At 68.6% G+C, this 21,092-nt stretch carries 18 protein-coding genes and 1 other RNA gene; 9 read left to right on the top strand and 10 right to left on the bottom strand.

Going from position 1 to position 21,092, the window contains the following annotated elements:
• Positions 1–18: 18 nt before the first annotated feature.
• Both AC1VVG_RS09600 and ffs read right to left on the bottom strand, forming a co-directional pair.
• Entirely contained in the window at positions 19–2,382 is a 2,364-nt protein-coding gene (locus tag AC1VVG_RS09600) for a DNA polymerase III subunit gamma/tau (protein ID WP_482835563.1), read from the bottom strand.
• Positions 2,383–2,509: 127 nt separating this feature from the next.
• Positions 2,510–2,608, bottom strand: an RNA gene (ffs, locus tag AC1VVG_RS09605) — signal recognition particle sRNA small type.
• Positions 2,609–2,998: 390 nt separating this feature from the next.
• On the opposite strand from ffs, the gene trxA reads away from it, so the two are divergent.
• From trxA to AC1VVG_RS09645, 8 genes are all read left to right on the top strand, one after another.
• Positions 2,999–3,325, top strand: a complete 327-nt coding sequence (gene trxA / locus AC1VVG_RS09610; protein WP_006402348.1) for a thioredoxin TrxA — start codon at positions 2,999–3,001, stop codon at positions 3,323–3,325.
• 194 nt (positions 3,326–3,519) lie between these two features.
• Positions 3,520–4,782, top strand: coding sequence for a transcription termination factor Rho (rho, locus tag AC1VVG_RS09615; protein ID WP_006478662.1), 1,263 nt, complete (start codon positions 3,520–3,522; stop codon positions 4,780–4,782).
• 125 nt (positions 4,783–4,907) lie between these two features.
• Positions 4,908–5,408, top strand: coding sequence for a MerR family transcriptional regulator (locus AC1VVG_RS09620; RefSeq protein ID WP_034188648.1), 501 nt, complete (start codon positions 4,908–4,910; stop codon positions 5,406–5,408).
• Positions 5,405–6,961 (top strand): MFS transporter, encoded by a 1,557-nt coding sequence (locus AC1VVG_RS09625; RefSeq protein WP_034188649.1) that lies wholly within the window; start codon positions 5,405–5,407, stop codon positions 6,959–6,961. Before AC1VVG_RS09620 ends, AC1VVG_RS09625 begins: the two co-directional genes overlap by 4 nt.
• 38 nt (positions 6,962–6,999) lie before the next feature.
• On the top strand, positions 7,000–7,833 hold the full coding sequence (locus AC1VVG_RS09630; protein ID WP_482835564.1) for a M90 family metallopeptidase: 834 nt from the start codon (positions 7,000–7,002) through the stop codon (positions 7,831–7,833).
• Positions 7,834–7,990: 157 nt separating this feature from the next.
• The gene (locus tag AC1VVG_RS09635) at positions 7,991–8,254 is read left to right on the top strand and encodes a type B 50S ribosomal protein L31 (protein ID WP_034188651.1); all 264 of its coding nucleotides are present in this window, start codon (positions 7,991–7,993) and stop codon (positions 8,252–8,254) included.
• 110 nt (positions 8,255–8,364) lie between these two features.
• Positions 8,365–10,197 (top strand): ArnT family glycosyltransferase, encoded by a 1,833-nt coding sequence (locus AC1VVG_RS09640; RefSeq protein WP_482835565.1) that lies wholly within the window; start codon positions 8,365–8,367, stop codon positions 10,195–10,197.
• Positions 10,198–10,199: 2 nt separating this feature from the next.
• Entirely contained in the window at positions 10,200–11,561 is a 1,362-nt protein-coding gene (locus AC1VVG_RS09645) for an MATE family efflux transporter (protein WP_482835566.1), read from the top strand.
• Positions 11,562–11,572: 11 nt separating this feature from the next.
• Here AC1VVG_RS09645 and lipA read toward each other — a convergent pair whose 3' ends face one another.
• From lipA to AC1VVG_RS09675, 6 genes are all read right to left on the bottom strand, one after another.
• Positions 11,573–12,538 (bottom strand): lipoyl synthase, encoded by a 966-nt coding sequence (gene lipA / locus AC1VVG_RS09650; RefSeq protein WP_069706488.1) that lies wholly within the window; start codon positions 12,536–12,538, stop codon positions 11,573–11,575.
• Positions 12,539–12,540: 2 nt separating this feature from the next.
• Positions 12,541–13,656, bottom strand: coding sequence for an acetoin dehydrogenase dihydrolipoyllysine-residue acetyltransferase subunit (locus AC1VVG_RS09655; RefSeq protein ID WP_049030975.1), 1,116 nt, complete (start codon positions 13,654–13,656; stop codon positions 12,541–12,543).
• A gap of 4 nt (positions 13,657–13,660) precedes the next feature.
• Positions 13,661–14,665, bottom strand: coding sequence for an alpha-ketoacid dehydrogenase subunit beta (locus AC1VVG_RS09660; RefSeq protein ID WP_482835567.1), 1,005 nt, complete (start codon positions 14,663–14,665; stop codon positions 13,661–13,663).
• A 54-nt stretch (positions 14,666–14,719) separates the two neighbouring features.
• Positions 14,720–15,703 carry a thiamine pyrophosphate-dependent dehydrogenase E1 component subunit alpha gene (locus AC1VVG_RS09665; protein ID WP_034188657.1) on the bottom strand — a complete coding sequence of 328 codons (984 nt, stop codon included), beginning with the start codon at positions 15,701–15,703 and terminating at the stop codon, positions 14,720–14,722.
• A gap of 76 nt (positions 15,704–15,779) precedes the next feature.
• Positions 15,780–16,556: an SDR family NAD(P)-dependent oxidoreductase gene (locus AC1VVG_RS09670; protein WP_482835568.1), complete on the bottom strand. Its 777-nt coding sequence runs from the start codon at positions 16,554–16,556 to the stop codon at positions 15,780–15,782.
• Positions 16,557–16,615: 59 nt separating this feature from the next.
• A complete protein-coding gene (locus tag AC1VVG_RS09675) occupies positions 16,616–17,674 on the bottom strand; it encodes an ATP-NAD kinase family protein (protein ID WP_482835569.1) in 1,059 nt (352 codons plus the stop codon).
• A gap of 519 nt (positions 17,675–18,193) precedes the next feature.
• On the opposite strand from AC1VVG_RS09675, the gene AC1VVG_RS09680 reads away from it, so the two are divergent.
• Complete coding sequence (locus AC1VVG_RS09680; RefSeq protein WP_034188660.1) at positions 18,194–20,110, top strand: sigma-54-dependent Fis family transcriptional regulator; 1,917 nt, start codon at positions 18,194–18,196, stop codon at positions 20,108–20,110.
• A gap of 19 nt (positions 20,111–20,129) precedes the next feature.
• On the opposite strand, the gene AC1VVG_RS09685 is transcribed toward AC1VVG_RS09680, so the two are convergent.
• Both AC1VVG_RS09685 and AC1VVG_RS09690 read right to left on the bottom strand, forming a co-directional pair.
• Positions 20,130–20,564, bottom strand: a complete 435-nt coding sequence (locus AC1VVG_RS09685) for a carboxymuconolactone decarboxylase family protein (protein WP_034188661.1) — start codon at positions 20,562–20,564, stop codon at positions 20,130–20,132.
• A complete protein-coding gene (locus AC1VVG_RS09690; protein ID WP_034188662.1) occupies positions 20,548–21,009 on the bottom strand; it encodes a MerR family transcriptional regulator in 462 nt (153 codons plus the stop codon). The genes AC1VVG_RS09685 and AC1VVG_RS09690 overlap by 17 nt, the downstream gene beginning before the upstream one ends.
• Positions 21,010–21,092: the final 83 nt, after the last annotated feature.

The raw sequence follows: 21,092 nt of genomic DNA on the forward strand, positions 1-21,092 counted from the left end.
TGTCGCGGGGCGGTCAGTTCAATGCAGCGTCGGCGGCACGCCGTCCGGCGCCGAATCGGCGAGCGGACGGATCGAGCCGTCGACGATGCGCGCACCGAAGTCGCGCACGAGCTGCTGGACGAACGGATCGCCGTGAATCTCCTGCTCGGCCTCGCGCTGGCGTGCCGCGCGCGCGGCCGCGTCGAGCGCCGCCGCGGTGCGCCGCGCGGGCCCGACCTCGACGGCTACCTCGACCGGCTTGCCGAGCGCATCGGCCAGCGCCGCCTTCAGCTTCGCCACCTGCGCAGCGTCCGCGTACTGCGGCACCGGCACCGAAAGTTTCAGGGTGGTCGCATCGACGGCCGTCAGTTCGCTGTTGAACGCGAGCTGGTACGCGACGCCCTTCAGCGGCAGGCGCGCGGCCAGCGCCGGCCATTCGCCGTCGAAACCGACCGGATCCAGCGCGATCGCGGGCGGCAACGGGCGCGTGTCGACCGGCGCGGACGGACGCGCTTCCGCCGGCTTCGGCGTCACGCGCACATCGTCGGGGCCGCTGTCAAACACCGGCACGAAGCCGTCGTCAGGGCCGCCGAACATCTCGTCGGCGCTGAGCGGCACGTAGTCGTCGGGCGGGATGTCCTCCCACGGCGGCGACGTCGGGCGCGCATCGGCAGCCTGCGGCGCACGGGCGGCAGCACGCGGCGTCGGCACCTGCACGGCGGGACGCGGCGCGGCCGGCTTTTCGACGACCGGCTGGGCGACCGGCTTCGGCGCGGCGCCCGCACGCCCGCGATCGGACGACACGCGCATTCCTGCATTGCGCAGCACGTCGAGCGCGGCGGCGGCACCGCCTGCGCGCGCGGCCGGACGGGCAGCCGGTTCCGGCGACGCAGCGCGCGGTGCCGGCGCGGCCGGTGCGGCCGGCTCCTCGATTCGCGATGCAACCGCAGCGACGCCGGCCGCGGGCGGCTCGGGTTCGTTGCGGGCGGGTGGCGGCACGTCGCTGGCCGGCGCCGCTTGCTGCGCGGCATCCGTTCCAGCCGGCTGCGTTTCGACGACAGGTGCGTCGACCGGCGCAGGCGCCTGCGCCTGAACGGCAACCGGCTTCGCGGCCGGCGGGCTGGCTTCTTCGCCGGATCGAGCCGGCGCCGGACGCGCGGCGGGTACGATCGGCGCAGCCGCCGCAGCCGGCGGACGCGCCGCCTCGGCGGGCGCAGCCGACACCGGCTTCGCCGCAGCGGCCGATGCCGCGGCAGCGCGCGGAGCGGGCACGGCACGCGGCACGGACGGCTGGCCGCCCGGCGCACCGCCGGCGGCAACAGCCGGCTCGAACGCGAGCATCCGCAGCAGCGTCATCGTGAAACCGGCATATTCGTCCGGCGCGAGACCGAGCTCCGCGCGACCGACCGTCGCGATCTGATAGAACAGCTGAACCTGCTCGGGACTCAACGTCTCCGCGAAGCGGCGCAGGTCGGCCGCTTCCGGCCATTCGTCGAGTACCGATCCCGGCGCAAACTGCGCCCACGCGATCCGGTGCAGCAGGCTCGCGAGATCCTGCAGCGCGGTCGAGAACGACAGGCTGCGCAGCGACATTTCGTCGGCGATCGTCAGGATTTCGGGGCCGCTGCCGGCCGCGAGCGCGTCGAGCAGGCGCACCATGTAAGTCTGGTCGAGCGCGCCGAGCATGCCCGACACGGCCGACTCGGTCACTTCGTTCGCCGAATAGGCGATCGCCTGGTCGGTGAGCGACAGCGCATCGCGCATGCTGCCCTGCGCCGCACGCGCGAGCAGGCGCAGCGCCTGCGGCTCGAACGTGATGCGCTCTTCGCCGAGGATCCGCTCGAGATGCGACACGATGTGCCCGGCCGGCATCTGCTTGAGGTTGAACTGCAGGCAGCGCGACAGCACGGTGACGGGAATCTTCTGCGGATCGGTCGTCGCGAGGATGAACTTGACGTGCGGCGGCGGCTCTTCGAGCGTCTTCAGCATCGCGTTGAACGCGTGGTTCGTCAGCATGTGCACTTCGTCGATCATGTAGACCTTGAAGCGCGCATCGACGGGCGCGTACACCGCGCGCTCGAGCAGCGCGGCCATCTCGTCGACGCCGCGGTTGCTCGCGGCATCCATTTCGACGTAGTCGACGAAACGGCCCTCGTCGATCTCGCGACAGGCGCGGCACACGCCGCAGGGCTGCGACGTGACGCCGGTTTCACAGTTGAGCGCCTTGGCGAAGATCCGCGACAGCGTCGTCTTGCCGACACCGCGGGTTCCGGTAAACAGATAGGCGTGATGGAGACGCCCGCCGTCGAGCGCGTGCGTGAGCGCCCTGACGACGTGCTCCTGGCCGACGAGCGAAGCGAAATCCTTCGGACGCCACTTGCGTGCGAGAACTTGATAGGTCATCGGGAAATTGTATCAGTAACGCTGCGTCGCGCCGACACGCGAAACGGTGCGGAGAACGGGCAAGGTACGGGTCGAACGGAGTGTGACGCGGAAATAAAAAACGCCCGGCGAACGGGGCGAGAAGGAAGGTGACGAGCCCAACCCTCGGCACTGGCGGAAAACGATTGTGGCTGCTTCGTTCCCGACCTGACCAGGTTCACCGCCCCACCATGCGAGGAGGCCCGTCACGGCATATTCTATCACCGCTCCCGGACAAATGCGACCGTTTGTTCGCCTCAATGCAAATATCGCCGGGCAAACCGGCGCGCCATCCGTTCGCACGACGCACATGCGCACCCGCCCCTTGTAATCCGCCGGCCAGCCTCCACCTGCGTGGCACAACGGTCGAACGCCGCGTCGTACCCCTACTCGCGTAGCGGCTACTATCGCCGCCCGCAGCAGATAGCAATTTAGGCTAATATGACGCCCGAACGACCCGCGAGCCGCGGCATGCAGCGCCCACGCCTCTCCTTTCCGGGGAGCGGAGTGACCTGCCGCAGCGGCCGGCAGCCTACGGCGGCCGGTACGCCGCAACGCGCAAGCAGGCAGTCCCCGAACCGTAAGAGGTATTGACCCAATGAGCGAACAGATCAAACACATCAGCGACGCATCGTTCGAACAGGACGTCGTCAAGTCCGACAAGCCCGTGCTCGTCGATTTCTGGGCCGAATGGTGCGGCCCGTGCAAGATGATCGCCCCGATCCTCGACGAAGTCGCGAAGGACTACGGCGACAAGCTGCAGATCGCGAAAATCAACGTCGACGACAACCAGGCGACGCCCGCGAAGTTCGGCGTGCGCGGCATCCCGACGCTGATCCTGTTCAAGAACGGCGCGGCCGCCGCGCAGAAGGTCGGCGCGCTGTCGAAGTCGCAGCTCACCGCATTCCTGGACAGCCACCTGTAATACGGGCAGGCTCACGGACGTGTTGTCAGCCGGCAACACGTCCGTCGCCAAGCCGCCGATCGCTCGCTCAAGCGCGAATCGGCCTATGCTAGAATTAAAAAACGTCGACAAGACGCATTTAAGTCTCTGAGCGCTTCCGCTCGCCCTCCTCCCTTATTTCTTTCGTCGCTTCTCCTCCCTGGCGGGTTCTCCGTATGCATTTATCCGAGCTCAAGTCTCTGCACGTCTCCGAACTGATCGAAATGGCCAATGGCCTGGAGATCGAAAACGCGAACCGCCTGCGCAAGCAGGAGTTGATGTTTGCCATTCTTAAAAAGCGCGCCAAGACGGGAGAGACGATCTTCGGCGACGGTACGCTCGAAGTGCTGCCGGACGGCTTCGGTTTCCTGCGCTCGCCGGAAATGTCGTATCTCGCCAGCACCGACGACATCTACATCAGCCCGTCGCAGATCCGCCGCTTCAACCTGCACACCGGCGACACCATCGAAGGTGAAGTCCGCACGCCGAAGGACGGCGAGCGCTACTTCGCGCTGGTGAAGGTCGACAAAGTCAACGGGCAGCCGCCCGAGGCCTCGAAACACAAGATCATGTTCGAGAACCTCACGCCGCTGCACCCGAACAAGCCGCTGTCGCTCGAGCGCGAAATGCGCGGCGAAGAAAACGTCACGGGCCGCATCATCGACATGATCGCGCCGATCGGCAAGGGCCAGCGCGGCCTGCTCGTCGCGTCGCCGAAGTCGGGCAAGACCGTGATGCTCCAGCACATCGCGCACGCGATCAAGCAGAACCACCCGGACGTGATCCTGTTCGTGCTGCTGATCGACGAACGCCCTGAAGAAGTGACCGAAATGCAGCGCTCGGTCGCCGGCGAGGTGATTGCCTCGACGTTCGACGAACCGGCCACGCGCCACGTCCAGGTCGCCGAAATGGTGATCGAGAAGGCCAAGCGCCTCGTCGAAATGAAGCACGACGTCGTGATCCTGCTCGACTCGATCACGCGTCTCGCCCGCGCGTACAACACCGTGATCCCGGCGTCGGGCAAGGTGCTGACGGGCGGTGTCGACGCGAACGCACTGCAGCGTCCGAAGCGCTTCTTCGGCGCGGCGCGCAACATCGAGGAAGGCGGTTCGCTGACGATCATCGGCACCGCGCTGATCGAAACCGGCAGCCGCATGGACGACGTGATCTACGAAGAGTTCAAGGGCACCGGCAACATGGAAGTGCACCTCGAGCGGCGTCTCGCGGAAAAGCGCGTCTACCCGTCGATCAACCTGAACAAGTCGGGCACGCGTCGCGAAGAAATGCTGATCAAGCCCGAGATCCTTCAAAAGATCTGGGTGCTGCGCAAGTTCATCCACGACATGGACGAAGTCGAGGCGATGGAATTCCTGCTCGACAAGATCCGCCAGACGAAGAGCAACTCCGAGTTCTTCGACCTGATGCGTCGCGGCGGCTGATCGCCCTCGCCTCGCAAAACGGCCGCCCGCGCATCCAGCCCGGCGGCCGTTTTTTCGCCTCAACCTGAACGTGAACGTACAGGTTGATCTATAATCGCGTCATCGCCCCGCCCCTGCGACGCCCGATGCCGAACGACACCTCCCCCGCACTGCTGACCGTGAGCGACGCCGCTTCGCGGCTCGGCGTCACGCCGCGCACGCTGAAATATTACGAAGAGCGCGGGCTCGTCACGCCGTCGCGCAGCGAAGGCCGCTACCGCCTCTACGACGAAGCCGATCTCGAGCGCTTCGCGCGCATCCTGCGGCTGCGCGCGCTCGGCTTCTCGCTGCACGGCATCACCGAAATGCTGAAGCGCCCGCTGGAAGAAACGGGGGACGGCCGGCGCCGCTATTCGGACGCGTCGCTGCGCGACATCCGCACGGGCCTCGCCGAACAGATCGACACGCTCGACCGGCGGATCGCGGCCGTCCAGCGCGAACTGAAGGAAGCCGTCGCACTGCGCAAGGAACTGCAGCACGACATCGACTACGTCGAACGGCGCCTCGCCGGCGAAAACCCCGACGCACTCATCGCGCAGCGGCGGGCCGAAGCCGGCACGCGACGCCCCCGCAAGGATCGCGAATGAACGCGGTGCCCGGCCGAGCGCCGCTGTGGAGCCGCGCCAACCTGCGCACGGACCTGTTTCCGTGGGCGCTCGCGCTCGTCACCGGCATCGACTATTTCGACAACGCGGTCTTCTCGTTCTTCGCGAGCTACATCGCGGGCGGCATCAACGCATCGCCCGACGAACTCGTCTGGTCGTCGAGCGCGTACGCGGTCACGGCCGTGCTCGGCATCCTGCAGCAGCAATGGTGGGTCGACCGGCTCGGCCATCGCCGCTACGTCGCCGGCTGCATGCTGATGTTCTCGTGCGGCGCAATCGCGTCGGCGCTCGCCGACACATCGCTGCAACTCGCGTTCGCGCGCGGTTTCCAGGGGTATTTCATCGGCCCGATGATGGGCGCCTGCCGGATCCTGATCCAGATCAGCTTCAAGCCGCAGGAACGGCCGCCCGCGACGCGGGCGTTCCTGATCATGATCCTGCTCGGCAGCGCGCTCGCGCCGATCGTCGGCGGACTGCTCGTCGCGCATTCGACCTGGCGTGCACTGTTCGCGTGCACGGCACCGGCCGGCATCGCCTTCGCGATCCTCGCGCTGCTCACGCTGCCCGACTCGGGCCGCACGCCCGACGACGAACGCGGCTCGGGACACTTCTGGCCGTACGTCGTATTCGCGCTCGCGCAGGGCGCGCTGCAGATCGTGCTGCAGCAGGTGCACTACCAGCTCTACAGCGGTTCACCGATGCTGATCCTGCTGACGATCGCGGGAGTCGGCGCGCTCGCGTGGTTCGCGTATCACCAGTGGAACCACCCGACGCCGCTCGTGCGGCTGCATGCGTTTCGCGAGCGGACCTTCCAGGTCGGGCTGCTGCTCTACATGTTCTATTACTACGAGACGACGGGGTTCAGTTACCTGACGTCGCGCTTTCTCGAAGGCGGGCTCGGCTATCCGGTCGAGAACGCCGGCCGCCTGGTGGGCACGATGTCGCTGATTTCGGCCACCGCGCTGTTCGCGTACCTGCGCTACGCGAAACTCGTCGCGCACAAGAAGTGGTTCGTCGTGCCGGGGTTCGCGATCGCCGTCGCGGCCGCGCTATGGATGACGCGCATGACGCCGCAGGTCGGCGAAGCCGCGCTGATCGTCCCGCTGCTGCTGCGCGGGCTGCTGCTGCTCTTCATCGTGCTGCCGGTCGCGAACCTGACGTTCCGGATCTTCGCGATCGACGAATACACGCACGGCTACCGGCTGAAGAACATCGTGCGGCAACTGACGATCTCGTTCGCGACGTCGTCGGTGATCATCGTCGAGCAGCACCGCGTCGCCGTGCACCAGACGCGGCTCGTCGAGCGTGCGAACGTGTTCGACCCGCTGTTCCAGCAGACCGCCGACGCGCTGACGCACAGCTACGCCGCGGCCGGCCACGCGCTGAACGAGGCGCACGCCCTCGCGATCGCGTCGATCGCGCGAATGGTCGCGCAACAGGCATCGTTCCTCGCATCGCTCGACGGGTTTTACTTCCTGGCGGGCGTCGCGCTGGTCGGCGGCGTCTTCGCGGCATGGCAAAAAGAGATCGATTGAGTTAAAAGACAGGCTTTGGATTATCGTCAGCCGTCTCCATGCTTTCAAAACTGACCCGCTGGTTCGACGACCGCCGCCGCGACCGCGCGCTGCGCAGCCACCCGATTTCCGACACGCTGTGGCAGGACACCGTCGAGCGCCTGCCGTTCCTCGCGGCGCTGGCGCCCGACGCGCTCGGCCGGCTGCGCGAGCTGACGAGCCTGTTCATCGCGAAGAAATCGTTCTCGACCGCGCACGGGCTGGCGCTGACCGACGAGATGATCGTCGCGATCGCCGCGCAGGCCTGCCTGCCCGTGCTGAATCTCGACCTGTCGCTGTACGACGGCTGGGTCGGCGTCGTCGTGTATCCGGGCGAATTCGTGATCCGCAAGACCGTGCAGGACGAGGACGGCGTCGTCCACGAGGTCGAGCAGGACGCGAGCGGCGAGGCCTGGGAAGGCGGGCCGGTGATCCTGTCGTGGGAAGACGCGCAGATGACGGACGGCCGGGACGCGTACAACGTCGTGATCCACGAATTCGCGCACAAGATCGACATGGTCAACGGCGCGGCCGACGGTTATCCGCCCCTATTTCGCCGCTGGCACGCGCCGCACCTCGACGCGCAGGCCTGGTCCGACGTGTTCGAACACGCGTACGACCAGTTCTGCGCACGCGTCGACGCGGTGCCGGACCGTGCATGGGCGCGCTTCGAGCGGGACTCGCTGATCGATCCGTATGCGGCCGACCACCCGTCGGAGTTCTTCGCGGTGTGCAGCGAGGCGCTGTTCGTGCGGCCGAAAGCGTTCGAGTCCGAATTTCCGGAGCTGTACCGGCTGCTCGCGCGTTACTACCGGCAGGATCCGGCCGGCACCGGCGCACTCGACGCACCGTGAAAATTATTCGTCAACCATCTGATTTTCTGGCATAATCGCCGCTTTTCGACCTTAGGCAAGTGGCTCGCGCCGGGCTTGACGTCAACCGAATCGCGCCAGTTTGGGCGGCAAGGCACGGCAAGCGGCGGGTTGGCTACCGCTCTCACCAAGGAAAATCATGAAACCTGGCATTCACCCGGACTACCGCGAAGTCGTCTTCCAAGACATGTCGAACGGCTTCAAGTTCATCACGCGCTCGACGATCCAGACGCGTGAAACCATCGACCACGAAGGCAAGACCTATCCGCTCGCCAAGATCGAAGTGTCGTCGGAATCGCACTCGTTCTACACGGGTCAGCAAAAGATCATGGACACGGCAGGCCGTGTCGAGAAGTTCAAGAACAAGTTCGGCGCACGCGCCAGCGGCAAGATCGCGAAGTAAGCTTCGCATCGGCATCGCACAAAAGGGCAGCCCAGGCTGCCCTTTTTCGTCTCTGCTCGCCCGGAAGCGTCCGGGCATCGACCTGACGCGGCGCGGCCGGCGCGTCTACAATGCCGGATGCTCGAAACCGGCTCGCCCGCGCGCAACCGCGCCAGGCGCCCGCCCATAACAAAACGCTCATCTGCATGAAGCCTGTCGTCCGTCTCACCGCCTCCGCCACGCGCGCGCTCCCGCGCTGGCTGCTGCTCACGCTCTGCCTCGTCTACGCGGCGTTCGGCCTGTTCGGCCGCGACCCGTGGAAAAACGAGGACGCGGCGGGCTTCGGCGTGATGTGGACGATGGCCAAGGGCAGCTGGCACGACTGGCTGCTGCCGAACCTGGTCGGCAAGTTCATCACGACCGACGGACCGCTCGGCTACTGGCTCGGCGCGCTGTCGATCCGCAGCCTCGGCCCGTGGGTCGATGCCAGCAACGCGTCGCGCGTCGACACCGGCGTGCTGTTCTGCGTCGCGTGCGCCTTCGTCTGGTACGCGGCCTACCTGCTCGGCCGGCGCGCCGAGGTGCAGCCGTTCAAATACGCATTCGGCGGCGAACCCGAGCCGCGCGACTACGGCCGCACGCTCGCCGACGGCGCGCTGCTGGTGCTCGTCGCGTGCTTCGGCCTCGCGGAACGCGGCCATGAAACGACGCCGCAGCTCGCGCAGTTCGCGTGGATCGCGATGCTCGTGTACGGAATCGTGCGCGGCATCGACAAGCCGCTGCAGGGCGCGCTGTGGTGGGGCGTCGCGATCGGCCTCGTCGCGCTGTCGGGCAACCCCGTGCTGGTCGCCGCGCTGCTCGCCGGCACGGCCGCGCTGTGGCTCGTCACGCCCGAGATGCGCAACCTGCGCCTGCCGCTGGTCGGCGTGCCGCTCGCGGCCGCGATCTTCGCGCTGTGGCCGCTCGCCGCCTTCGTCGCGGCGCCCGACGACGCCGCCTGGTTCTTCAACCAGTGGATCCACGGCAGCCTGATGCGCTTCTCGGGGCCGCCGACCGCCGTGCTCGGCTATGCGGCGAAGAACCTGCCGCTGTTCACGTGGCCGGCGTGGCCGCTCGCGATCTGGGCCTGGTGGAGCTGGGCCGGCATGCGCCGCCGCGCGCACATCGCGATTCCGCTGTCGGTTGCCGTGCCGCTCGTCGCGCTCGTGATCCTGCAGAGCCAGCAGTCGAACCGCATGTACATGCTGCTGCTGCCGCCGCTCGCGGTGCTCGCGACGTTCGCGCTGCCGACCCTCAAGCGCGGCGCGATCAATGCGATCGACTGGTTCGCGGTGCTGAGCTTCACGATCCTCGGCACCTTCGTATGGCTCGTATGGCTCGCCTCGCTCACGGGCTTCCCGCATCCGCTCGCACGCAACCTCGCGCGGCTCGTGCCCGGCTACGAACCGCATTTCAAGATCCTGTCGTTCATCTGCGCGGTGATCGTCACGGTGTGCTGGTGCTTCCTCGCGCGCTGGCGCATCTCGCGACAGCCGAAGGTGCTGTGGCGCAGCGTCGTGCTGTCGGGCGCCGGCACCACGCTGATGTGGGTGCTGCTGATGACGCTGTGGCTGCCGATCGTCAACTACGGCCGGACCTATCGCGATGTCGCGCAACAGATCGCCGTGCACCTGCCGTCCGACTACGAGTGCATCTCGCCCGTGCGGCTCGGCGATGCGCAGATCGCGACCTTCGCGTATTTCGGCAACATGCACTTCGACTTCTCCGGCGACTGCGACGTGATCCTGCGCCAGGATCGTTCGGACTTCGGCGAGCCGAGCGCGATGTCGCAGTATGTGTGGCGCCTCGTGTGGGAAGGCCGCCGCGTCGCCGACCGCGATGAGCGCTTCCGCTTGTACGAGCGCATCGAGCGGCCGAAGACGCCCGTCAAGCGGCGTCCGGCGCGCCGCCAGGCGGCCGATTGACGATGTTCGGCGACATCCGCCGGATCGTCGGTCTCGCGTGGCCGGTGCTCGTCGGCCAGCTCGCGATCATCGCGTTCGGCGTGATCGACACCGCGATGGTCGGCCGCTACTCGGCCGTCGATCTCGCCGCGCTCGGGCTCGGATCGTCGATCTACGTGTCGATCTATATCGGCCTGACGGGCATCCTGTCCGCGCTGCAGCCGATCACCGGGCAGTTGTACGGCGCGCGGCGCTATGCCGAAATCGGCGAGGAAGTACGCCAGGCGCTGTGGCTCGCGCTGCTGCTCGCGATTCCCGGCTTCCTGCTGCTGCATTTTCCCGAGCCGCTGCTGCGCATCGCGCATGCGCCTGCCGCGCTGCACGAGCGCACCGTCGACTACCTGCGCATCCTGTCGTACGGGCTGCCCGCCAGCCTCGTCTTTCGCATCTACAACGCGCTGACCAACGCGGCCGGCAAGCCGCGGCTCGCGATGATCCTGCAGATCGGCGCGCTGCTGCTCAAGTTTCCGCTCAACGTGTGGTTCATCTTCGGCGGGTTCGGCGTGCCGGCCCTGGGCGGCCCGGGCTGCGGGCTCGCCAGCACGCTGATCAACTGGGCGCTCGCGCTGATCGGCTACACGCTGCTCGCGAAGCTCGACGTGTTCGCGCCGCTCGCGATCTTCTCGCGCTTCTGCTGGCCCGTCTGGGCACGCCAGAAGGCCATCCTCAAGCTCGGCGTGCCGATGGGCCTGTCGTACCTGATCGAGGTCACGTCGTACACCTGCATGGCGCTGTTCATCGCGCAGTTCGGCACGACGACGCTCGCCGGCCACCAGATCGCCGGCAACATCGGCGCGGTGCTGTACATGACGCCGCTGTCGATCGGCGTGGCGGCGTCGACACTGGTCGCGCGCGCGCTCGGCGCCGGGCGCCCGGAAGAAGCGCGGCTGCTCGGCCGGCACAGCGTGATGTTCGCGTGCGGCGTGGCGGCCGCCTACGGCGTGCTCGTGTTCACGCTGCGCCCGCTGATCATCGGCGGCTATACGCCGAACCCGGCCGTCGCCGCGTCCGCGATGCCGCTCGTCGCGATCGTCGCGTGCTACCACTGCTTCGATGCGCTGCAGGTCACGTCGGCGTTCGTGCTGCGCGCGTACAAGGTCGCCGTCGTGCCGACCGTGATCTATGCGGTCGCGCTGTGGGGCATCGGCCTGAGCGGCGGCTACGTGCTCGGCTTCGACGTCGGCGGCATCGCTCCCGCATGGCTGACGGGCGCGCGCGGCTTCTGGTTCGCGAACACCGTCAGCCTGATGCTCGCGGGCGCCGGGCTCGTGCTGTACCTGCGCCGCGTGAGTCGTGCGCACGCCTCCGCCGCCACCGCCGCCTGACGCACGGCCCGCTACGCGTCCTCCAGCACGTCGGCCGCGTGATACGACGACCGCACGAGCGGGCCGGCGACGACTTCCCTGAAACCGAGTGCGAGCGCCTCGCCGCGCCACGCGGCGAACGCCTCCGGGCTCACGTAACGCCGCACCGGCAGATGGTGCGCCGACGGCGCGAGATACTGGCCGAGCGTCAGCACGTCGACGTCGTGCGCGCGCAGGTCGCGCAGCGTGTCGCGCACTTCGTCGTCACGCTCGCCGAGCCCGAGCATCAATCCCGACTTCGTCACCAGCCCCGGCCGCGCGCGCTTGGCCTGCAAGAGCAGGTCGAGCGAACCGCGATAGTCGGCGCCCGGCCGCGCCGCGCGATAGCGCGACGGCACCGTCTCGACGTTGTGGTTGAACACGTCCGGCCAGGCCGTCGACAGCGCATCGAGCGCACGCGCCACGCGGCCGCGGAAGTCCGGCGTCAATACCTCGACACCGATGCCGGGCACGCTCGCGCGCACCGCCGCGATGCACGCGGCGAAATGCGCGGCGCCGCCGTCGCGCAGGTCGTCGCGATCGACCGACGTGATCACGACGTAGCGCAGCCCGAGCGCGGCGGCCGCGGCGGCCAGCCGTGCCGGCTCGTCGGGATCGAGCGGCTCGGGACGGCCGTGCGCGACATCGCAGAACGGGCAGCGCCGCGTGCACAGGCCGCCCATGATCATGAAGGTCGCGGTGCGCTGCGCGAAGCATTCACCGATGTTCGGACACATCGCCTCCTCGCAGACGGAATGCAGCCGATGCTCGCGCAGCACGGCGGCCATGTCGGCCACCGCCGCGCTCATCATCGGCCGCGCGCGCAGCCACGGCGGCTTCGGCAGCGCCGCGCCGGCCGCGGGCTCGACGCGCACCGGAATGCGCGCGAGCTTGTCGCGGCTGCGCGCGCCCGGCTGGCCGAGCGCCGTGAGGCTGGATCGTTCGGGCGCGGCAGCCATCGTCACGCTCCGAGAAACGCGACGATCAGGCGGTTCACGTCGGCGGCCGCCTCCATCTGCACCATGTGCCCGCTGCCGGCGATCACCTCGGCACGCACGCCGTCAGGCAGGCCCCGCGCATGCTGGGCGGGAATCACCTGGTCGCGCTCGCCCCAGATCACGAGCGTGCGCGGCGCAAGCGTCGCGAGCCGGTCGCGGAACACGCGCCGCTGGGCGGCGCCGTCGAACGCGGCGTTCGCGATCTTCTCCAGTGCGGCCTGCACGCCTTCGAGCCGCTTGTACTTGACGAGATCCTCGACGAGCTGCCGCGTCACCAGCGCGTGGTCGGCGAACAACGCGCCGAGGTGCGGCTTCAGCGTGTTGCGGCTGTTGCCGGCGACGAAACCGTCGATGTAGGCACGGTTGATGTCGGTGCCGAGCCCCGCGCTCGCGATCAGCGTCAGCGACGCAACCCGTTGCGGCGCGCGCTCGGCCGCCGCCATCGCGACCGCGCCGCCCATCGAATGGCCGATCAGGTGCGCGTGCTCGATGTGCTGCGCATCGAGCAGCGCGAGCACCGCATCGGCGAGTTCGTCGAGGCTGCCCGTATCGAGCGCCTTGCCCGACTCGCCGTGACCGGGCAGGTCGAGCGCCCACACCGGCCGGTGCGCGGCGAGTTCCGCGTGATTGAACAGCCAGTTGTTCAGGTCGCCGCCGAAGCCGTGGATCAGCACGGCAGGCGTGCCTGCCCCGTCGCCGAGCTTCAGGAAGCGCACCGTGCGGCCGCCGATCTGCGCCTTCTCGGGCTGCGGCCCGGCAGCCTCGTCGGTGGCGGCGCTCGGCACGAAATCGCGCTGGAAGTCGGCGATCGCCGCATCGATGTCGGCATCGCTCGCCTCGGCGGCCGCGACGACGCCGAGCAGCGCGCCGACCGGCAGCGTCTCGCCTTCCTGCGCGACCTGCCGGCGCAGCGTGCCGTCGAACGCGCACTCGACGCCCGACGAGATCTTGTCGGTCTCGACGTCGAGCAGCTCATCGCCCTTCGTCACGCGTTCGCCGATCGCCTTCAGCCAGCCGTTGACCTGCCCCTGCTCCATCGACAGCCCCCACTTGGGCATCGTGATCATGTGAATCGACATCGTGTCAGCTCCTCGTCTTCAGGACCGCCTGCGCAATCGCATCGGCGGACGGGATGTACAGGTCTTCCAGCACGCTCGCGAACGGCGCCGGCGTATGCGGCGCGGTGACGAGCCCGATCGGCGCCTTCAGCGAATGGAACGCGCGCTGCGCGACGAGCGCGGCGATGTCGGTCGCGATCGAGCAGCGCGGATTCGCTTCGTCGACGACCACCACGCGCCCGGTGCGTTCGGCGCTTTCGAGAATCGTCTCCTCGTCGAGCGGCGACGTCGTGCGCAGGTCGATCACGTCGCACTGGATGCCGTCCTTAGCGAGCTTCGCGGCCGCGTCCATCGCGAGATGCACCATCCGGCCATACGTGACGATCGTCACGTCGTCACCGTCGCGAACCACGTTCGCCTCGCCGAACGGAATCGCATAGGACTCCTCCGGCACGTCGCCTTCGCGCGTATAGAGCAGCTTGTGTTCCAGGAAGATCACGGGATCGTTGTCGCGGATCGCCTGGATCAGCAGCCCCTTGGCGTCGTACGGCGTCGACGGGCACACGACCTTCAGCCCGGGAATGTGCGTGAACATCGACGTCAGCATCTGCGAGTGCTGGGCGGCCGCGCGCAACCCGGCGCCGTACATCGCGCGAATCACGACCGGCGTCACGGCCTTGCCGCCGAACATGTAGCGGAATTTCGCGGCCTGGTTGAAGATCTGGTCGAAGCACACGCCCATGAAATCGATGAACATCAGTTCCGCGACGGGCCGCATCCCGCATGCGGCCGCGCCGACCGCCGCGCCGATGTAGCCGCCCTCCGACAGCGGCGTATCGAGCACGCGGCCCGGAAACTTGTGGAACAGCCCTTTCGTCACGCCGAGGACGCCGCCCCATGCGTCGTCCTCGCCCGGCGCGCCCGCGCCGCCCGCGTTGTCCTCGCCCATCACGATCACGCTGTCGTCGCGCGCCATTTCCTGCGCGAGCGCTTCGTTGATCGCCTGCGAATAAGTGATCTTCCTTGCCATGTCTGTCTCCTGGAATGTTCGGTTTGCCGTGCCGGCCGCGATGTCAGGCCGCGCTCACGGATACGACACGTAGACGTCGGCCAGCAGGTCGGCGGCATCCGGCACCGGCGCGGCCTTCGCCTGCGCGACCGCGTCGTCGATCAGCGCCTTGACCTGCGCGTCGACCGCGCGCAGGTCGGCCGTCGTCAGCGCTTCGGCGCGCACGACACGCGTCTCGAAATGCTTCAGGCAGTCCTTCTCGTCGCGCAGCTTCTGTACCTCGCCCGGCGCGCGGTAGGTTTGCGCATCGCCTTCGAAATGGCCGAAATAGCGCGTGAACTTCACCTCGACCAGCGTCGGGCCGCCGCCGTTGCGCGCGCGCTCGACGGCTTCGCCGAGCGCTTCGTGCACCGCGAAGAAGTCGAAGCCGTCGACGATCACGCCCGGCATCCCGAACCCGTTCGCGCGGTCGGCGATGTTGTCGGTCGCGACCGACCAGCTCGACGACGTCGCTTCCGCGTAGCCGTTGTTTTCGGCGACGAAGATCGCGGGCAGGCGCCACACCGACGCCAGGTTCATCGATTCGAAGATCACGCCCTGGTTCGACGCGCCGTCGCCGAAGAAGCACACGCCGACACCGCCCGTCTTCTTGTGCTTCGCCGCGAGCGCCGCGCCGCACACGAGCGGGCCGCCCGCGCCGACGATCCCGTTCGCGCCGAGCATCCCCATCGACAGGTCGGCGATGTGCATCGAGCCGCCCTTGCCGTGGCAGACGCCCGTCTTCTTGCCGTAGATCTCGGCCATCATCCCGTGCACGTCGACGCCCTTCGCGATGCAATGGCCGTGACCGCGGTGCGTGGTGGCAACGTAGTCGGCGAGGCCGAGATGCAGCATCGTGCCGACCGCGGACGCCTCCTCGCCCGCGTACAGGTGAACGAAGCCGGGAATCTCCCCGGTCGCGAATTCGACGTGCAGGCGCTCCTCGAATTCGCGGATCGTGCGCATCAGCCGGTAGGCGTCCAGCAGCGTGTCCCTGCTGAGCTGGGTCGAAGCGGTCATGTGTGTCTCCTGGTAGGTTTGACTGCGAATGCCGCCGCGTCCGTGCCGCGGCGGCGGATTGCACGGCCGGCGGCCGTCAATGGAACGTGAAACCGCCGTCGACGTTCACGGCCTGGCCCGTCACGTTGTCCATCGTCGCGAAGAACAGCGCGATCCGGCCCATGTCCTCCGGCGTCTGCGCGCGGCCCTGCGGGATCAGCGTCAACTGGTGCCGCTGCCACGATTGCTCGACCGTTTCGCCGTCGGTCTTCCATGCGTCGGACAACCGGTCCCACATGTCGGTCCGGACGATGCCGGGGCAGATCGCGTTGACGGTCACGCCGTCGCGCGCGAGTTCCTTCGCAAGCGCGTTGGTGAAGCCGACGACCGCGAATTTCGATGCGCTGTAGTGCGCGAGATTCGGAAAACCCTCCTTGCCCGCGATCGACGCGACGTTGATGATCCGGCCGCGACCCTGTGCCTTCAGGTGCGCGAGCGCCGCGCGGCAACCCAGGAACGTGCCCTTCGCGTTCACGTCCATCACGACATCCCAGTCGCGCTCGGTCAGTTCGGCGACCGGATGAATGCTGATCACGCCCGCGCAGTTCACGAGGATGTCGAGCCCGCCGAGTTCGGCGAGCGCCTGCGCGACCATCGCGTCGACCTGCGCGGCCTGCGTGACGTCGACCTTCGCGACCGCCGCCCGGCGGCCGAGCGCACGCACCTCGCGCGCGGTGGCGTCGAGCGCGTCGTCGAGCAGGTCGGCCAGCAGGATGTCGGCGCCCGCGCCGGCAAGCGTCAGCGCGATGCCGCGGCCGATGCCGCGCGCGCCGCCGGTGACGATGGCGACCTGTCCTTCGAGAACGGTTGTCATGACGATGTCTCCTTGAAAATCGTGCTGGATGGCGAAGCGTCCTGCATCAAACCGGATGCTCAGTCGCGCCACGCGCCGGCGCTGCGCAGCAATTGCCGCGACGACGCGTAGCGCAGCGTGCGGCCGACGTCGACCGTCAGCGGTCCGCGCCAGTCGAGCGAGATTTCGTAGCGCTCGCCGCGCGCGACCTCGATCTCGCGCTCGCCGTCGAACGCGAGCGTGCCGCGTTCGAACGGAATCGCCTGCCACGTGTCCGGCTCGAGCCGCTCGCAACTGCGCATCACGACGCGATCGACGCGCCCCGGCGCGATCGGCGCGACGAGCGGCGTGCCGGCTGCGTTGCCGGCTTCCGCGAAGCGCATCGCAAGCCCGTGCGGCGCGCTGCGTTCGAGCGGCGCCCACGCGCCGCCGAGCGCGGACAGCCCGATGCCGTCCGGTTCCGCGAAGGTCAGGTAGAGCGCGTCGAGGTCGTCGGACCCGGAGATCGCACGTGCGCCGATGAAGCGCTGCCGCGCGGCGCACACGTCGACGAGCGCGATCTCCTCGCGCCCCGGCTGCGCGCCCGCCGCACAGCGCACGACGAGCCGCTTGTTGCGCACGAACGCGACCTCGGAGGGCACGGCGCCGGTCGCGGCGAGCCCTGCCGCGACGCCGGCGACGGTCGCCTCGCGATGTTCGGGAAACGCATTGTTGGTGCCGGTGGACAGCGCGACGAGCGGCGTCGCGCCGCAATGCGCGGCCACCGCGCGATGGGTACCGTCGCCGCCGAGCACGACGATCAGCGCGACTTCCATCCGGTGCAGGTACGCGGCGCCGGCCTGCGTGTCGGCGACGGTATCGGTGATCGGCAGGTCGACGAACTCGACCTCGGGCCAGCGTTCGTGCGGCGCGACCGCGCGATGCGTGTCGATCGCGCGCAGCAGCAGCGTCGCGATGCCCGTGCGGTCGCGCAGCGTCAGCACGCGCTCGACGCCCATCGCACCGAGGCCGGCCAGCAGGCGCACGATCATGTTCGCCTTCTCGGCCGTCGGAAACACGGATGCATGCGTCGTGAGGCGGCGGATGTCGCGCCCCGATGCGGGGTTCGCGATCACGCCGACGGTAACGGGCGTCGTCACGGGTTCGTCTCCATCCAGTGGACCGGCCATGCCGGCCCGGTCTGTGTCGTCCGCTGCCATCGACGGGCGGCGGATCGTCGTCGCCGACGCGACCGCATCGGCTTGCCCGTGATCTCTGCAAGCGGCGTGCCATCGTCGCTGCGACGACCGCGGAACCCGCGTGCACACTGGCGCGACAGGCAGGCACGCGTTCGCGCTTCGTGACCGTGGCGACACGGCACCTGGCGAATCCACCCGTGCGTCTCACGCAGCCGATGCGACGAAACGATCGCCCCGGCCTCTGCGCTTGCGCGCCGCCCTGCCCGCAAACCCCGCACGCGCGCGGCTCGACGCGGGCGTCGGCCGGCCGGACGGCCACCGTGCGCCGCGCATGCGGATGTCTCACGCGCGCGAGACACGGCGAGCGACCGGTGAGACGAACGTCTCACGCCGGCCGCGTGCTGCGATGCAATGTGATCCGCCGAACGGGATGTGCTACAAGAACATCGCATTCCCCGCCGTACGGAACCGGAGCCGACCATGCCCTACGCCGTTCCCCAGGCCCAGCACGCCGACCGCGTGCTCGGCGCGCTCGCCGGACGCCTGCCCGCGCCGGCCGACTCCGCGCGCCTCGTGTCGTCGTGGCAACGGTCGCTGGAGCGCTACCGTCTCGACCCCGCTTCGTCGATCGGCCCGCGTGTGCTGACCGCCGCCGAGCTGCGCGAAGTGCGCGACAAGGAAGAGGCGTTCCTGCGCGCGTCGGGCCAATGCCTGACGCGGTTGCACGACATGATCCGCGTCGCCGACTACTGCGTGATGCTGACCGACGCGCATGGCGTGACGATCGACTACCGGATCGACCGCGAGCGCCGCAACGACTTCCGCCATGCGGGGCTGCACATCGGCTCGTGCTGGTCGGAAAGCGAGGAAGGCACCTGCGGCGTCGCGAGCGTGCTGACCGATCTCGCGCCGATCACCGTGCACAAGACCGATCACTTTCGCGCGGCGTTCACGACGCTCACCTGCAGCGCCGCGCCGATCTTCTCGCCGGGCGGCGAACTGATCGGCGTGCTCGACGCGTCGGCCGTGCATTCGCCCGACGGCCGCGACAGCCAGCGCCTCGTCTACCAGCTCGTGCGGCAAAGCGCGGCGCTGATCGAGGACGGCTACTTCGTGCACAGCACCGCGCAGCACTGGATCCTGTTCGGGCATCCGAACCGTCACTACGTCGAGGCGCAACCGGAATGGATGATCGCATTCGACGAATGCGGCAACATCGTCGCCGCGAACCGGCAGGCACGCGACACGCTGCCGGCGCTGCGCGAGCCGCGCCACATCGACGAGATCTTCGATGCGACCGAGATGCCGCTGCGCGATGCCGCGCGGCTCGATACGATCGTCGCGCTGCGGCTGCGCGCCACCGGCGCACCGCTCTATGCGCGGTTGCGGGCGCCGCTACGACGCGCGGGCCGCGAGCCCGGCACCGTATCGCGCCGCGCGGGCACCGCGCCGCGCAACGTCGGCGCGCTGACGCCGTTCCTGCACAGCAGCGATGCGCATATCGCGCAACAGGCCGAACTCGCGCTGCGGGTCGCGAGCAAACGGCTGCCGATTCTTGTGCTCGGCGAAACCGGTGCGGGCAAGGAGGTGTTCGCCCGCGCGATCCACGACGCCGGCGCACGGCGCGCGCGGCCGTTCGTCGCCGTCAACTGCGGCGCGCTGCCCGACGCGCTGATCGAGAGCGAACTGTTCGGTTATGCGGCCGGTGCGTTCACCGGCGCACGCAAGCACGGCGCGCGCGGCAAGATCGCGCTCGCCGACGGCGGCACGCTGTTTCTCGATGAAATCGGCGACATGCCGCTCGCGCTGCAGACGCGCCTGCTGCGCGTCCTCGCCGACGGCGAGGTCGTGCCGCTCGGCAGCGATACGCCCGTGCGCGTCGATCTCGACGTGATCTGCGCGACGCACCGCGATCTCGCGCGGATGGTGGCCGACGGGACCTTCCGCGAAGACCTGTACTACCGCCTGAGCGGCGCGACGTTCGAACTGCCGCCGCTGCGCGCACGCACGGACGTGCGCGACGTGATTGCCGCCGTGTTCGCCGAGGAAGCGCAGGCGACCGGCCACGTGCTCACGCTCGATCCGACGCTCGCCGAACACCTCGCCGCGTACGCGTGGCCCGGCAACGTGCGGCAACTGCGCAACGTCCTGCGCTACGCGTGCGCGGTGTGCGACGCCGCGCGCGTGACGCGGCGCGACCTGCCGGCCGAGCTCGCCGCTCAACTCGGCGGTGCTCCGCCGGGCGCGCTGCCCGACGACGAACGCGGCCGCATCGTCGCCGCGCTCACCGCGCATCGCTGGCGTCCCGACGCGGCCGCGCAGGCGCTCGGCATGTCGCGCGCGACGCTGTACCGGCGCATCGCGAAGTACCGGATCGTCGCACCGCACCGCGCGTGACGCGCGGGCGCACGCTCCGTCATGCGGGCTGCCCGGCCGCTTCGTTCGCATCGTCCGTCACGCCGGCCGTTTCGTCGCGCCGCTTGAACACCTCGTGCGCGGCAAACAACGCGTTCAGCGCGGCCGGCATCCCCGCATACACGGCCATCTGCATGAACACCTCGACGATCTCGTCGCGCGTGCAGCCGACGTTCAGCGCGGCCTCGATATGCACCTTCAACTGCGGCTGCGCGTTGCCGAGCGCGGCCAGCGCCGCGATCGTCGCGATTTCGCGCGCTTTCAGGTCGAGCTGCGGCCGGCTGTAGATGTCGCCGAAGCTGAATTCGACCAGGAGCCGCGCGAAGTCCGGCGCGATCGGCGCCAGCGCCGCGATCACGCGTTCGCCCGCTTCGCCGTCGATTTCCTTCAGTTTGTTCCAGCCGCGCGTGTAGCGATCCTCAACGAGTCGTTCCATCGTGTCCGTCCTGTTCCGATAAAGAGAGAGAAGGTTTCGCCCGTCGTTCCGTTTCCCGTTCCTGCGCCTCGTAGTACGCGATCTTGTCGCCGATCGCATCGAGGTTCGCCTGCAGCTCCGCGATATGCGCGCGCACCGCGTCGCGATGCGCGACCAGCAAGTCGCGCCGCGCGCCGAACGTCGACTCGCCCTGCTCGCGCAGCACCGCGAACGCCTGGATCTGCGCGATCGGCATGCCGGTCGCCTTCAGGCGCATCACGAAGGCCAGCCCGGCAAGGTCGGCCGGCGCATAGAGCCGGTGCCCGGCCGCCGTGCGCGAAATCGCGCGCAGCAGCCCGGCCTGCTCGTAGTACCGCAACGTGTGCGTCGACACGCCCGTCAGTTCGGCGACTTGCCCGATCGTCAGCGGACCGGCGGAGGAGGATGGGGATACGGTTTTCGACATGGCAGGAACAAGGTTAGGAGTTAGAGTTCACTCTAAGTCAAGCGTGATCGCACGGCCAGCGCGACGACGATCCGCTCGCCCCC

Source organism: Burkholderia sp. L-4 (genome assembly GCF_056856535.1).